The organism is Photobacterium rosenbergii (genome assembly GCF_033022775.1).
GTDB classification, from domain to species: Bacteria; Pseudomonadota; Gammaproteobacteria; order Enterobacterales; family Vibrionaceae; genus Photobacterium; species Photobacterium rosenbergii_A.
The window spans coordinates 105,596-118,942 of sequence record NZ_JAWJZI010000006.1; the positions used below are offsets into that span (position 1 = coordinate 105,596).

Genomic DNA, 13,347 nt, shown 5'->3' on the forward strand with positions numbered 1-13,347 from the left:
GTGGATGGGATGAATAAGGGGAGAGCTTATGGCGCATTTTATAGACCGAAGGCTCAACGGTAAAAACAAAAGCACGGTAAACCGTCAGCGTTTCCTACGCCGTCACAAGCAACAGATCAAGGAGTCTATTGCTGATGCGGTAAACAAACGCTCGATTACCGATGTGGAAAGCGGTGAAGATATTACGATTCCGAACCGTGACATCCGCGAGCCAAGCTTTCACCAAGGCCGTGGTGGACAACGTGAAGTTGTCCACCCGGGCAATGACCAGTTCAGCCCCGGAGACCGAATTGAACGCCCCCAAGGAGGGGGCGGCCAAGGCGGTGCGGGTGAAGGACAGGCCAGCCCTGATGGTGAGGGCCAGGATGAATTCGTATTCCAAATCTCCAAAGATGAATATCTCGATCTGCTCTTTGAGGATTTGGAACTGCCAAACCTCGAGAAGAACCAGCTCAACAAAATTGTTGAGTGGAAAACTTTCCGCTCGGGCTACAAGTCGTCCGGCGTACCGGCCAATATTGCCATTGTAAAATCGCTCCAGAATTCCCTGGCGCGCCGAACGGCAATGACAGCAGGTAAACGCCGCCAACTTCGCGAGCTAGAGAAAACACTGGATCTGCTCATGAACACCGAACCGGCTCAACCTTTTGAGGAAGAGCGGGTGAAGAACGAGATCCAGGCACTACGACAGAAAATCAGCAGCGTACCGTTCATTGATACCTTTGATCTACGCTACAAAAACTATGAGCGTCGACCTCAACCAAGCAGCCAGGCGGTAATGTTCTGCTTGATGGATGTCTCGGGCTCGATGGATCAGGCGACTAAAGATATGGCTAAACGCTTCTATATCTTGCTGTACCTGTTCCTCAACCGAACCTACAAGAATGTCGACGTGGTGTTTATCCGCCACCATACCCAAGCCAAAGAGGTGGATGAGCACGAGTTCTTCTACTCCCAGGAAACTGGGGGCACCATAGTGTCGAGTGCACTGCGGTTGATGAATGAGATTGTGAAGAAACGCTACTCCCCTTCCGAATGGAATATCTACGCAGCACAAGCGTCGGATGGGGATAACTGGGCGGATGATTCACCAGGCTGTCGAGAGCTGCTGGATAAAGAGATCCTGCCAGTCACCCGTTACTACTCATACATCGAAATCACACGCCGGGCACACCAAACACTATGGCGGGAATATGAGGCGCTACAAGCCAGCCACAGTAACTTTGCGATGCAGAACATAAGGAGTGTGGAAGACATTTTCCCTGTATTCCGGGAGCTATTTAAAAAGCAAGTCAGTTAACATCGCTTTAGGGGGAATGTGCTATGGAGACAGTCGCCAAATCTAAGACACTCAGTGACGGTCCAGATTGGACATTCGATTTGTTGGATCAGTATCATAAGGAAATCAAGCGGGTAGCCGACCACTACCGGCTTGATGCCTATCCCAACCAAATCGAGATCATCACTGCCGAACAAATGATGGATGCTTATTCCAGTATTGGTATGCCGATTAACTACCACCACTGGTCATTCGGTAAGCGCTTCATCGAAACCGAGCGAGGCTACAAGCACGGCCAAATGGGCCTCGCCTACGAAATTGTGATCAACTCAGATCCTTGCATTGCCTATTTGATGGAAGAAAACACCATCACCATGCAAGCCCTGGTTATGGCCCATGCCTGCTACGGCCACAACTCGTTCTTCAAAGGCAATTACTTATTCAAGACATGGACCGATGCCAGCTCGATCATCGATTACCTGTTGTTCGCCCGTAAATACATCACCGAGTGCGAAGAAAAATTCGGTGTCGATGAAGTTGAAAGGCTGCTGGATTCCTGCCATGCGCTGATGAACTACGGTGTCGACCGTTACAAGCGACCGCAGAAGATTTCTATGGTCGAGGAAAAAGCGCGCCAAAAAGCTAGGGAAGATTACCTACAGACGCAAGTCAATTCACTGTGGCGAACCATCCCGGTGACACAGGAGGAGGAAGTCGAAGCCGAAGAGGTACGATTCCCGGCAGAGCCACAGGAGAATATCCTGTACTTTATCGAAAAGCATGCCCCGCTACTGGAGCCATGGCAGCGTGAAGTGGTCAGGATCGTACGTAAAGTCAGCCAGTATTTCTACCCGCAGAAACAGACCCAGGTCATGAACGAAGGGTGGGCAACGTTCTGGCACTACACTATCCTCAATCATCTCTATGACGAGGGCTTAGTGACAGACCGTTTCATCATTGAGTTCTTGCACAGCCATACCAATGTGGTGGCCCAACCGGACTACAACAGCCCATATTACAGTGGTATCAACCCTTATGCCCTGGGCTTTGCCATGTTCCAGGATATCCGCCGAATCTGCGAGAACCCAACCGAAGAGGACAAATACTGGTTCCCGGATATTGCCGGCAAGGACTGGTTGGATACGCTGCATTTTGCGATGGAGAACTTCAAGGACGAAAGCTTTATCAGCCAGTTCCTGTCTCCTAAGGTGATGCGTGATTTCAAACTGTTTGCTGTCAATGATGACGACCGCCATAACTATGTTGAAGTCAGTGCGATCCACAATGAGGAAGGCTACCGGATGATCAGGGAGAAGCTTTCATCCCAGTACAACCTCAGCAACAATGAGCCAAATATCCAAGTTTGGAACGTCGCTTTGAAGGGTGATCGCTCGCTAACCCTGCGTTATGTACCGCATAACCGTATTCCGTTAGCCGACAGCCACCAAGAAGTGCTCAAACACCTGCACCGTCTATGGGGCTTTGATGTGACATTGGAAGAGGAATTACCGGACGGCCGCTCCCACATTTTGGGTACCTGCCCGAACCGGGCCCAGTACAATACGGAGATATAATTGCTACACAGCTGTTAATATTTAGATACAAAAAGGAGATGCCGAGGCATCTCCTTTCTTTGCTACGTAGAAAAATACTCGAATTACTGCTCTTCTTCGTACAGGTAACGAGCAATTTCAATACGATTGGCATACCAAATCGCCCCACTCTCACGACCGTATTTGCGGATACGATCAGCGACCATGTCTGGCTGGCTGTTATCGCAATATGCCTTCATGTCACGGTAGAAGTCGAGTGCTAGCTCGCACGCTTCCTTAGACATGAAGTAGTAGCCACCGACACGGGTGTAGATTTTGCGCAGGCCATTGATAGTCAGTACGTACAGGGTGTTGCCCGACTTGGAGGCCAAGCCCTGGAACATACGGTAGTCAAAGTAGTTGAATGCGCGGGCACGGGAAATCGCCTCACACAATTCAGGATCGTCTTTGCCGTATTTATCAACAATCTTCTTCACTTCCTGCATCAGCTCTGCTTTGTCTTCGCTTTGCTCGATGTAGTCAGAGAAACTGTCGGCTTTCAACAAGGCTTCGCACTCTTCAATAACATGATTGATCAGTGCCGAAGACTCTTCAGGGTTACCCTTAACGGCATAACGCATATAGACGCTGCTGATATCAGTACGAGCTGAAAGCAAATCTTCCAGAACGCCCTGAACATCTTGGCCGTCAAGTGTGATTAGGGTGTCGAGAATATTCAGGCCGGAGGTGTCCATGTAATTGTTCACCCGGGTTGGCTTACCGTGTTGAATGGTTAACCAGCCATCACGCGCCAGACGCTGCAATACCTCACGAAGAGTCGTACGAGTAACTCCAATTAGTTCAGACAACTCTCGTTCTGCGGGAAGGATTGAGCCCTGTGGGAAGTGATTATTCCAGATACTCTCAATAATATATTTCTCAGCAAATGTTGCTGGGCTATCAGCCTTTATAACCATCTGATCAGTTTTCCAGTTGCTTCTTGCTCTATTTTTATTAACTCATCATACCACCAGTCTTTACCTAATGCCTACCTAATTACCAAAAGAAGTATCTCGGTTGTCTATTATAATCATTCACTCCAGCGAGCTTGATATGCACCTAGCATACAAGGCGCACGCAAAATTCCGCTCAAAGATTCGTCGAACCAAAACTTGACTAAGCTCAACGTAAAATGAAAATTGTAAGCATATATTTCAAATCTACGTGAAAAATACCCGTACAAGCCATGTTTTGCGATGAAATTTCACAATCTTAAATAACTTCATCTCTAAGCACTTGACTGCGATGGATCACGCGGTAGAGTTAGCACGTTTTCACTCTGGGAGCTGAACGGATGCTGCTGCCTGCTTTAAGTTAAACACCATCAAGGAAATGGTCTTTAGCTTAGAGGGTCTCAAAAGAACACTTAACCAGAACAATAACATAATGGTTATCCTGCTCTCGGACTTCAAAAGGCAAGATAGCAACGCAGCTCGTTAATATTAGTATTTGCGTATATCAAGAGACTCGAACAAATGGCAATTTCGCTAGGGAACGCCTTTATAAAAAACTTCCTAGGAAAAGCACCCGACTGGTACAAAGTCGCGATCATTGCTTTCCTGATCATCAACCCGATTGTTTTCTTTTTCGTTGACCCATTCGTTGCAGGCTGGCTACTCGTTGTCGAGTTCATTTTCACCCTGGCGATGGCACTGAAATGTTACCCTCTCCAGCCAGGCGGCTTACTGGCTATCGAAGCGGTCGCTATCGGGATGACCAGCCCCGAAATGGTCAAGCACGAGTTGGTTGCCAATATTGAAGTTCTATTGCTACTGATCTTCATGGTTGCCGGCATTTACTTCATGAAACAATTGCTGCTTTATATCTTTACCAAGATATTGATCGGCATACGTTCAAAAACCTTACTCTCATTGTCATTCTGTGTCATGGCGGCCTTCCTGTCCGCCTTTCTGGATGCATTGACCGTTATCGCCGTGGTGATCAGTGTGACCATCGGTTTCTACAGCATTTACCACAAAGTAGCTTCAGGCCAGGAGCCTCATGCTTCTCACGACCATACTTCGGACAAGCACATCCTGGAAGTCAGCCGGGATGACCTGGAAAACTACCGAGCATTCCTTCGCAGCCTGCTGATGCATGCCGGTATCGGTACCGCGCTGGGTGGTGTTATGACCATGGTAGGCGAACCGCAGAACCTGATCATTGCCGACCAGGCCGGTTGGTTGTTCGGCGAGTTTATTATCCGCATGCTACCTGTCACCCTGCCGGTGTTCCTGTGCGGTATCGTCACCTGTGTGTTGGTCGAGAAGTTCCAAATCTGTGGCTACGGCGCCCGTCTTCCTGAAAACGTTCGCCGCATCTTGGTTGAATTCGACAATGAAGAACGTAAACGCCGTACCAACCTAGACTACGCCAAACTAGTCGTTCAAGTTATCATTGCCATCTGGCTGATCGTTGGTCTTGCGATGCACCTTGCAGCCGTCGGTCTCATCGGCCTGACAGTGATTATTCTTGCCACCTCGTTCACCGGTATTACCGACGAGCACGCACTGGGTAAAGCGTTTGAAGAAGCACTGCCGTTCACCGCGCTTTTGGCTGTATTCTTCTCGATTGTTGCGGTGATCATCGACCAGCACCTGTTCGCGCCTATTATCGAAATGGTATTGAGCCTTGAAGGTAGCATGCAGATGACCATGTTCTACATTGCCAATGGCCTGCTTTCCATGGTGTCTGACAATGTGTTCGTGGGTACCGTTTATATCAATGAAGTGAAAGCGGCACTGCTGGATGGCATCATTACCCGTGAGCAGTTCGATATGCTGGCTGTTGCTATCAATACCGGTACCAACCTACCGTCTGTGGCGACGCCAAATGGCCAGGCAGCCTTCCTGTTTGCGTTGACATCGGCACTGGCTCCGCTAATTCGCCTATCGTACGGTCGAATGGTATACATGGCATTGCCATACACCATCGTGCTGTCACTGGTTGGCTTGGCCTGTATCGAGTTCACGCTGGTACCAATGACACAGTGGTTCTATGACCTAGGCTGGATCACCCAAGGAGCATTGGAGGCTGCTTCACAGATTGCCCCGGCGGTTGGCCATTAATTGAATTTTTTCAATATCTGATTGTCTGTATTAAAGCCCTGAATCATCAGGGCTTTATTGTATTTTTCGGTATTAATTGGTGCTAAGATTTATTTCACAAGACAAATTTCTGACAGAAATTAGCACTTTCTTGGTCATTAAAATAGATGGCTAAGTGCTAAATCGGCTCATGCTTTGATAGAGACTTGAGTAAGCCGAATTAGCAGTTAACCTTTCAATCGGGAACACTGTATGTATTTTCTAAATACTTTTTCTAAAAGCCGCCTATCTTGGGCTATCTTGCTAGCCTTCATTATCTTTTTTGAAGCCTGTGCCCTGTTCTTCCAGCATGTGATGAAGCTCGACCCGTGCGTAATGTGCATCTACGAGCGCGTTGCCATGATGGGGATCGCGGTGGCGGCAATCGTGGGGATGATTGCACCGAAGAACAATGTGGTTCGCTGGGCTGGCCTTGCAGGCTGGGCCTATAGCTCCTACCAAGGGCTGGCGCTGGCCCAGGAACATGTCGGCTACCAATTTCCTGAATTCCCTTGGTCAGCAACCTGTGCGCTGGATGTGAACTTCCCCGCTTGGGCACCACTGAACCAGTGGGTACCTTGGATGTTTGAAGCCTCTGGCGACTGCGGCAAAATCGTATGGCAGTTCTTCGGCCTATCCATGCCTCAATGGCTGGAAGTGATCTTCGCGGCCAACTTGGTGGCAGTTGCCATTATTGTTATTGCTCAGATCCTTGGCAATAAGAAAGCCTAAGCGAGCTCATTGCCCAGCCCGGCGCTGGGCAAGCCCCACCCTCGAAGGACGTTGGTATAAGCTACCCAGTAGCCGCTGATGGCGCCTTTCTTCTTGCCCGAGAAAACGGCAAAAAGACAACAGCTCATGTCTAATGAAAGCGCTGCTACCAAACGTTGCCTCTAACTGATAAAAACGCCTGATAATTTGTGCATTAACATTTCTGTTCTTGGGAAGTGCATGATTATAAGTTTCGATAGCATCAACCCTCTTAATCACACTTTTCATCTGAGGCATATTTTTCAAGTAATTCTTCTCGGCCAACCCATTGATATGCGGGATTGATAGGTAACAGTCCCTTTCTTGCAACAAATCTAGGTAGTAATCGATCCCCTTATCCGTCCTCGCCATCCGGTAGCGATGTTTGCTCTTTTCTACTTCCTTTGCATAAAAAGCTTCGAGGTCTTGCAGGCTGTTAAAATAGACGAGCAATTCAAAACCATCCTCGCAAACCAGCTCTATACTCGGAATATTGTTCATACCAATTTCACACATTGCAGCAGCACCCCTGATATCGTTGTGGTCTGTCACCGCGATCAAATGGGGTTGTTCCAACAGAAAAGACACGACCGAAGGCGTTATCGTTGCTCCCTCTGCGGCTACAGTATGCAGATGGAAATCAAGATAAATAAACTTATCTCTAGGCTTAAATTGAAAATAGCCAGAGAAGAAACTGGAAAGCTTATCAAACTCAATCATAGTCCCCTCCACCTTAAAGATAGGAGAAATCCTCAGCTTTGATAGGCCCGAAAATAGCACTTTCTAAGCTTCGCTCTAACAGTTGAAGCTGCCAATTGCCCAATGGTTATTATACTTAGCGCTATATCGATATCAGCCGGATAAGCCAGTGCTATGAATGATTTGTATTCTAAGTTCAATCTACAACGTAAGACATTGAGTTCGGCCTGCTACTCCGCTCATCCCGATCAGGTAACGGCTGCGACAAGACTCGAAGCGGCCAAACTATTCCACCCTTGCGATCCCGCGTTACTCGATTTTGATACCACAGAAGACATCGCTGCAGAATCCTCTCCACTTGGCCTAGAGCGTGCCATTGAAGCACTAAAAGTCGGCATAGGGATCCCTAGCAAAGGGTTCAATATCTTTGTTATGGGCTCAGCAGGGCTGGGTAAACACACAATGACCAAGCAGCTGCTGGCCCAACATGCCGATTTAAAAAGTAAACTGTCCGACTGGTGCTACGTCAATAACTTCAGTAACGGAAATAAACCTGTTGCTCTCCAGTTACCCGCAGGTATGGGGATCAGACTGAAAGAGAGTCTTTGGCACCTGATTGAAGAGCTGAAAAAGACCGTGCCTACGCTGTTACAAAACGAGGACTTCATTAGCAATGTTGACAAGCTACAAAACGAGCTCAATGACAAGGAAATTGCCGCCTTCCGAGCCATCGAAAAAAGAGCCAAAACAAAAAGCTGCATCTTGAAGCGCTCGAGCAATGGCTATGTGATCCATCCGGTAAAGGAAGGCAAGATATTCAGCAAGGAAGAGTTTGAAAAATTACCAAAAGAGAAACAGCAAGCCATTGATCAATCAATCAATGAGCTTAGACGAATGCTCGTTAATCTGCTCAAGCAAGTGCCGCTCTGGGATCAGGAAATGAGACAGAAAAAAGACCAACTCGAAAGGGAGTCTATCGCCAGCACTCTCGATTACCTGATCAGCCAACTCCCCGAGGATCTAATGGCCATTGACTGTATTGTCAGCCATACCGAAAACCTTAAGCAGCATGTGCTCAATAATATTCCACTGTTCAACGGCAGCCTCGAGACAGAGGTAAATGAATATACAGGACAAAAACTGAGCTTTAGTCCATATACCATCTATGACGTCAATCTCCTTATTGACAACAGCAGGCTTGAACGCCCTCCTATCATCTACGAAGATAACCCGACCTATGCCAACCTCATTGGACGGATCGAACACAAAGGTGAGCTTGGCACCTTTATCACCAACTTTACCCTCATCAAGCCCGGAGCGTTTCACCGTGCCAACGGCGGCTACCTCATCCTCGATGTCATCCAACTGCTTAACAAACCGTTTGTCTGGGATCTGTTCAAGCGCACTTTGTTGTCAGAGGAAATCAAGCTTCAGCCGCTGGAACAGCAACTCAGTGTCAGTGCTCTTTCTAGCCTTGAGCCGGATTCGATTCCGTTGGATATCAAGGTCATATTAGTTGGTGATCGTACGACATATTACCTGTTAAAGCGCTACGATCCCGACTTCGGGCAACTGTTCAAAATACAAGCCGATTGCTCTGAGCAGCTGACCCGGACCCCGGAATCATGCCGACTGTACTCTCGTTTAATCAAAACCCTGCAGTCAGAAGCAAATACCCGTCACCTTGACCGTAATGCGGTAGCAAGAATCATTGAATATGCCGCGCGGTTAGTCGAAGACGGTGAAAAGCTGACTTTGCATCGAGAAACTCTCAGCGGCGTCTTGCTTGAGGCAAATTACTGGGCCCAACAACATAATCATAATTTGATCACCCTACAAGCCGTTGAGCAAACGATTGACGCCCGCCAATACCGCGCTGGCTACTTAAAAGAGTGCGTTACAGACAGCATTCACCGGGGTATCCATCAAATTGAAACGGAAGGGGAAACCATCGGGCAGGTAAACGGCCTGTCGGTGATCTGCCTTGATGACAGTACGTTTGGCCGCCCAAGCCGCATTACAGCAGCAGTACACCTCGGACCCAGTAATATCCTGGATATTGAGAGAGAGGTAGACCTCAGTGGCGCAAGCCACTCCAAAGGAGTGATGATCCTGACCGCCTTCCTGCGAGAACAATACGAACAACAGCAACCGCTGGCTTTTTCGGCCACCCTCACCTTCGAGCAATCCTATGGTATGGTCGATGGTGACAGTGCCTCGGCCGCCGAACTATGTGCATTGCTATCGGCCATCGCCCAGATCCCCCTAAAACAAAATATTGCGGTAACCGGTGCGATAGACCAGCATGGCAACATTGAAGCCATCGGCGGCGTCAATGAGAAGGTCGAGGGCTTCTTCGATATCTGCAACGCTGGAGGACTAACCGGGGAACAAGGGGTGATCATCCCGAAAACCAATGCTGCCCACCTCATGGTTAACAAGCAGGTACGTCAGTCGGTGGAAAGCAAACAATTTCACGTCTGGGCCGTTGATCACATCAGCCAAGTCATGGTCCTGCTCACCGGACTGCCTATGGGCGAAATTAACAGCCAAAAGCAGTTCCCCGCCCACAGTATTAATGGCGCAGTAATTTCCCGCATAAAACAAATGAATAAGGCGCTCAATAAAACAAACGGCAAAACAAACGGCCATGCACGTTTAAAAAAAACAAAGGACTAGCAGGTAAGCCTACCATTTGGGAAGAGTGAACCGAAAACACGGTTTACCAGGAGACGTCCCGCCCCCCGATGAGACGGTAAATGACAGATACGAAAAAGCCCGTTGGAAACCAACGGGCTTTTCATCGAATATGGCGGTGAGGGAGGGATTCGAACCCTCGATACGTTGCCGTATACACACTTTCCAGGCGTGCTCCTTCAGCCACTCGGACACCTCACCAAATTGTGCTGCCAAGGCATGTTGCCTCAACAGGGTCGGTACTATAGTGGCTGAGGCAGTAAAGGTCAACAAAAAACATAGCACAATCAATTGAGTGTTTACTATTGCAGCAAAGTTCCCGAATTGCCGGTGAACAGTGCCACCTTGTTCACGACCCTGTTACAATACCCCTAATTAAAATCGTGTTCTTCCAGCGACAGACTTGCGTTGGACCTACCCAGATACCAAATATACGAGAGCGAATTATGTCTTCATCTTTACGCACCCTGCTGGCAAACCCACAACTGGCTCAACAGTTGCTTTCCGAAGCCCAGACCCGTGGCTTTGTGACAGCAATGGCAGCGGCCCCTCACCTTATCAATCCGTCTGAATGGCTGGCCTTCATGTGGGGCGGTGAAGAGTCTTCTCCTTTTACAAGCCAGGAAGAACTTGAAGACTATGCCAATGCCATTATTGACCTATGGAATGAAAGCCGTGAATCACTGCTTGAAGGCAGCTGGCAATGGCCGGAAGGTTGTGCACTCGATGACAAAGAGTTGGTCTCAAGCGAAGCCCGCGAATTTTCTGAAGGTCTGCTTCAGGGCTGGCAATTGTCTCGCGATGACTGGGAAACGATTATGCCGGAAGAGAGCGAAAACAACGCGCTGCTTGGCGGTGTATTGCTTTGCTTTAGCCTACTTTACGATCCAGAAAATGCGATGGAAGCCCTTTCCCAAGAAGGTGCTGACGGCCTAGCCCAATTTGAAGAAATCTTCACCTCTGTCCCGACAATGCTGTGTGGCCTGACTATTCGTGGCTACCAGCTGGTCAACGAAGACGAAGAAGAAGCCTAATCTATAACAGACAAAAAAAGGCGGCCAACAGTACAACCCGTACTGAGTGGCCGCCTTTTTTATATCACTGTGAGATCAGTTTGGCTCGCGGGCAAACAAAGCACGCAGGCGTCCGCGCTGATGGCGATAGATCATCACCGCAACCGGAATGTTCATCAATACGCCGTACAACAACGGAGTCAGTGCCAACTCAGGCTGTTTGAGTTGAACGACGGCAACGAAAATGGCGGTGCCGGCATTTTGGATCCCCACCTCGATAGCCAATGTCTTGGTCAATTGCTCCCCACCTTTGAGCAACCGGGCAACTATCACGCCCAATGCCATCCCCAACAAACACAAGGCAATCGCCACGATCGACGCACTTGAGAATAGCTGCTGGAACACCTTAGTGTTGGCAGCCAGTGTGATCGCTACAGTAAACATCAATACCCAAATCGACGAACGCCCCGCCCATTTGGCAAACGTTTCGAACCGTTTTCCACGCCCCAGATGATGGCATAGCATCCCAATTGATACCGGCACCAGAGTCACCATGACCAATTGCAAAATAGCCGTTTTCAGTGGCAACACCAATTGGCTTTCGCTCAATACAACAGGAAGCAATAAAGGCAGGCTAAAAGGGATGATCAAACTGCTGACAGCGGTCATCGAAATTGACAGCGCGGTATTACCGCCGCACAGGTGAGTGATCACATTCGATGATGCCCCGCCAGGTGCCAAAGCCAATAACCACAAGCCCACCGCAACAACTTCTGGCAAACCGAGAATTTGGATCAAAGCCAGTGCGATCAACGGCAAGCCGATCAATTGGGCAGACAGTCCCGCCAGTACCGCCATAGGATAGCGGCCAACCCTTTTGAAGTCCGCCACAGACAGTGTCAGACCCACACAGTACATCATCCATGCCAGCGCGATGGGCAACGCCACCGTCAGCATCGTCTGTCCCATTCGAGATCTCCTTCCTTAAACGTAGAGTCTACTCCAATATGCGCTGTGGCATATAGCAAAAGAGCGACCCAAGGTCGCTCTTTTGCTATACATTATAATGCTTTACGCATTGCCCTTCACGCTCACCTGTAGCTGGGCAGCAAAGTCCAGCATACGGTTCAGCGGGATCAGTGACTTTTCACGTAGCGACTCGTCAACAAAAATCTCATGTTGCTCGCCACCTTCGCGCAGGCCCTGTTCAATCGCTTTGAGGCCATTCATCGCCATCCATGGACAGTGGGCACAGCTGCGACAAGTCGCACCCGCACCAGCTGTCGGCGCTTCGATCAGCTCTTTACCCGGTACCATCTGCTGCATCTTGAAGAAGATACCTTTGTCCGTAGCAACAATCAGCTGCTGGTTAGGCAGCTCTTTCGCTGCCTTGATCAGCTGGCTGGTCGAGCCCACTGCATCGGCAAGGGCTACAACGCTGGCTGGTGATTCTGGGTGAACCAGTATCGCTGCATCCGGATACAGGTGCTTCATATCACGCAGTGCTTTGGCCGAGAACTCGTCATGCACGACACACTCGCCCTGCCACAGCAGCATATCCGCACCGGTTTCTTTCGCGATATAGGAGCCTAGGTGACGGTCGGGGCCCCAGATAATTTTCTTGCCTTCGCTATCTAGGTGCTCAACAATTTCCAGCGCGATACTTGAAGTCACCACCCAGTCTGCACGGGCTTTTACCGCCGCGGATGTATTGGCATACACCACGACAGTGTGGTCTGGATGCGCATCGCAGAACTTGCTGAACTCATCAATCGGGCAACCCAGGTCGAGTGAGCACTCGGCTTCCAGTGTCGGCATCAATACACGCTTTTCCGGGGTCAGGATCTTGGCTGACTCGCCCATAAAGCGTACACCACAGATCACCAGCGTTTTAGCCGGATGCTGGTTACCGAATTTGGCCATTTCCAGCGAATCGCCAACAAAGCCGCCGGTCTCTTCCGCCAGAGCCTGGATCTCAGGATCGGTGTAGTAGTGGGCCACCAGCACTGCATCTTTTTCCTTTAGCAATGCCTTGATTTTTGCCTTGTACTCCTGCTGTTCTTCGACAGATAGCGGAGTCGGCTTAGGTGGAAACGGATAGACCATTTCAGAGGGATCAAATGTTAGACTCATAGCTCGGTTGCTCTATTGCTGTCCATGTACAATCCGCGCATTATACACCGCAAACGTTCAAATAGCATGGATCAAAAAAGGCCGTATAAACGGCCTTC

The 13,347-nt window shown here is 49.2% G+C and carries 10 protein-coding genes and 1 tRNA gene; 6 read left to right on the forward strand and 5 right to left on the reverse strand.

The window, feature by feature from the left end; all coding sequences use genetic code 11:
* Window positions 1–28: 28 nt before the first annotated feature.
* Together R2X38_RS16145 and R2X38_RS16150 are read left to right on the forward strand one after the other, a co-directional pair.
* On the forward strand, window positions 29–1,300 hold the full coding sequence (locus tag R2X38_RS16145; RefSeq protein WP_317523358.1) for a YeaH/YhbH family protein: 1,272 nt from the start codon (window positions 29–31) through the stop codon (window positions 1,298–1,300).
* Between the two features lie 23 nt (window positions 1,301–1,323).
* Complete coding sequence (locus R2X38_RS16150) at window positions 1,324–2,853, forward strand: SpoVR family protein (protein WP_317523359.1); 1,530 nt, start codon at window positions 1,324–1,326, stop codon at window positions 2,851–2,853.
* An 83-nt stretch (window positions 2,854–2,936) separates the two neighbouring features.
* On the opposite strand, the gene fadR is transcribed toward R2X38_RS16150, so the two are convergent.
* Entirely contained in the window at window positions 2,937–3,788 is an 852-nt protein-coding gene (fadR, locus tag R2X38_RS16155) for a fatty acid metabolism transcriptional regulator FadR (RefSeq protein ID WP_317523360.1), read from the reverse strand.
* Between the two features lie 558 nt (window positions 3,789–4,346).
* Between fadR and nhaB the strand changes: the two genes are divergently transcribed.
* A complete protein-coding gene (gene nhaB, locus R2X38_RS16160) occupies window positions 4,347–5,939 on the forward strand; it encodes a Na(+)/H(+) antiporter NhaB (RefSeq protein ID WP_317523361.1) in 1,593 nt (530 codons plus the stop codon).
* Between the two features lie 231 nt (window positions 5,940–6,170).
* Entirely contained in the window at window positions 6,171–6,689 is a 519-nt protein-coding gene (gene dsbB, locus R2X38_RS16165) for a disulfide bond formation protein DsbB (RefSeq protein WP_317523362.1), read from the forward strand.
* Between the two features lie 6 nt (window positions 6,690–6,695).
* Here the strand turns inward: dsbB and R2X38_RS16170 are convergent, their stop codons facing one another.
* The gene (locus R2X38_RS16170; protein ID WP_317523363.1) at window positions 6,696–7,427 is read right to left on the reverse strand and encodes a PHP domain-containing protein; all 732 of its coding nucleotides are present in this window, start codon (window positions 7,425–7,427) and stop codon (window positions 6,696–6,698) included.
* A 153-nt stretch (window positions 7,428–7,580) separates the two neighbouring features.
* Between R2X38_RS16170 and R2X38_RS16175 the strand changes: the two genes are divergently transcribed.
* On the forward strand, window positions 7,581–10,085 hold the full coding sequence (locus R2X38_RS16175; protein ID WP_317523364.1) for a Lon protease family protein: 2,505 nt from the start codon (window positions 7,581–7,583) through the stop codon (window positions 10,083–10,085).
* A 131-nt stretch (window positions 10,086–10,216) separates the two neighbouring features.
* Here the strand turns inward: R2X38_RS16175 and R2X38_RS16180 are convergent.
* A tRNA-Ser gene (locus tag R2X38_RS16180) sits at window positions 10,217–10,304 on the reverse strand.
* 245 nt (window positions 10,305–10,549) lie between these two features.
* On the opposite strand from R2X38_RS16180, the gene R2X38_RS16185 reads away from it, so the two are divergent.
* A complete protein-coding gene (locus R2X38_RS16185; protein WP_317523365.1) occupies window positions 10,550–11,137 on the forward strand; it encodes a UPF0149 family protein in 588 nt (195 codons plus the stop codon).
* Window positions 11,138–11,212: 75 nt separating this feature from the next.
* Here R2X38_RS16185 and R2X38_RS16190 read toward each other — a convergent pair whose 3' ends face one another.
* Window positions 11,213–12,085 carry a bile acid:sodium symporter family protein gene (locus R2X38_RS16190; RefSeq protein ID WP_317523366.1) on the reverse strand — a complete coding sequence of 291 codons (873 nt, stop codon included), beginning with the start codon at window positions 12,083–12,085 and terminating at the stop codon, window positions 11,213–11,215.
* A 102-nt stretch (window positions 12,086–12,187) separates the two neighbouring features.
* Window positions 12,188–13,249: a quinolinate synthase NadA gene (gene nadA / locus R2X38_RS16195; RefSeq protein WP_317523367.1), complete on the reverse strand. Its 1,062-nt coding sequence runs from the start codon at window positions 13,247–13,249 to the stop codon at window positions 12,188–12,190.
* Between the last annotated feature and the right edge of the window lie 98 nt (window positions 13,250–13,347).

Coding starts and splice junctions, on each gene's coding strand:
- nhaB (WP_317523361.1), top strand. CDS start 4,347: ATGGCAATTTCGCTAGGGAACGCCTTTATAAAAAACTTCCTAGGAAAA.
- dsbB (WP_317523362.1), top strand. CDS start 6,171: ATGTATTTTCTAAATACTTTTTCTAAAAGCCGCCTATCTTGGGCTATC.
- R2X38_RS16145 (WP_317523358.1), top strand. CDS start 29: ATGGCGCATTTTATAGACCGAAGGCTCAACGGTAAAAACAAAAGCACG.
- nadA (WP_317523367.1), bottom strand. CDS start 13,249: ATGAGTCTAACATTTGATCCCTCTGAAATGGTCTATCCGTTTCCACCT.
- R2X38_RS16190 (WP_317523366.1), bottom strand. CDS start 12,085: ATGGGACAGACGATGCTGACGGTGGCGTTGCCCATCGCGCTGGCATGG.
- R2X38_RS16185 (WP_317523365.1), top strand. CDS start 10,550: ATGTCTTCATCTTTACGCACCCTGCTGGCAAACCCACAACTGGCTCAA.
- R2X38_RS16170 (WP_317523363.1), bottom strand. CDS start 7,427: ATGATTGAGTTTGATAAGCTTTCCAGTTTCTTCTCTGGCTATTTTCAA.
- R2X38_RS16175 (WP_317523364.1), top strand. CDS start 7,581: ATGAATGATTTGTATTCTAAGTTCAATCTACAACGTAAGACATTGAGT.
- R2X38_RS16150 (WP_317523359.1), top strand. CDS start 1,324: ATGGAGACAGTCGCCAAATCTAAGACACTCAGTGACGGTCCAGATTGG.
- fadR (WP_317523360.1), bottom strand. CDS start 3,788: ATGGTTATAAAGGCTGATAGCCCAGCAACATTTGCTGAGAAATATATT.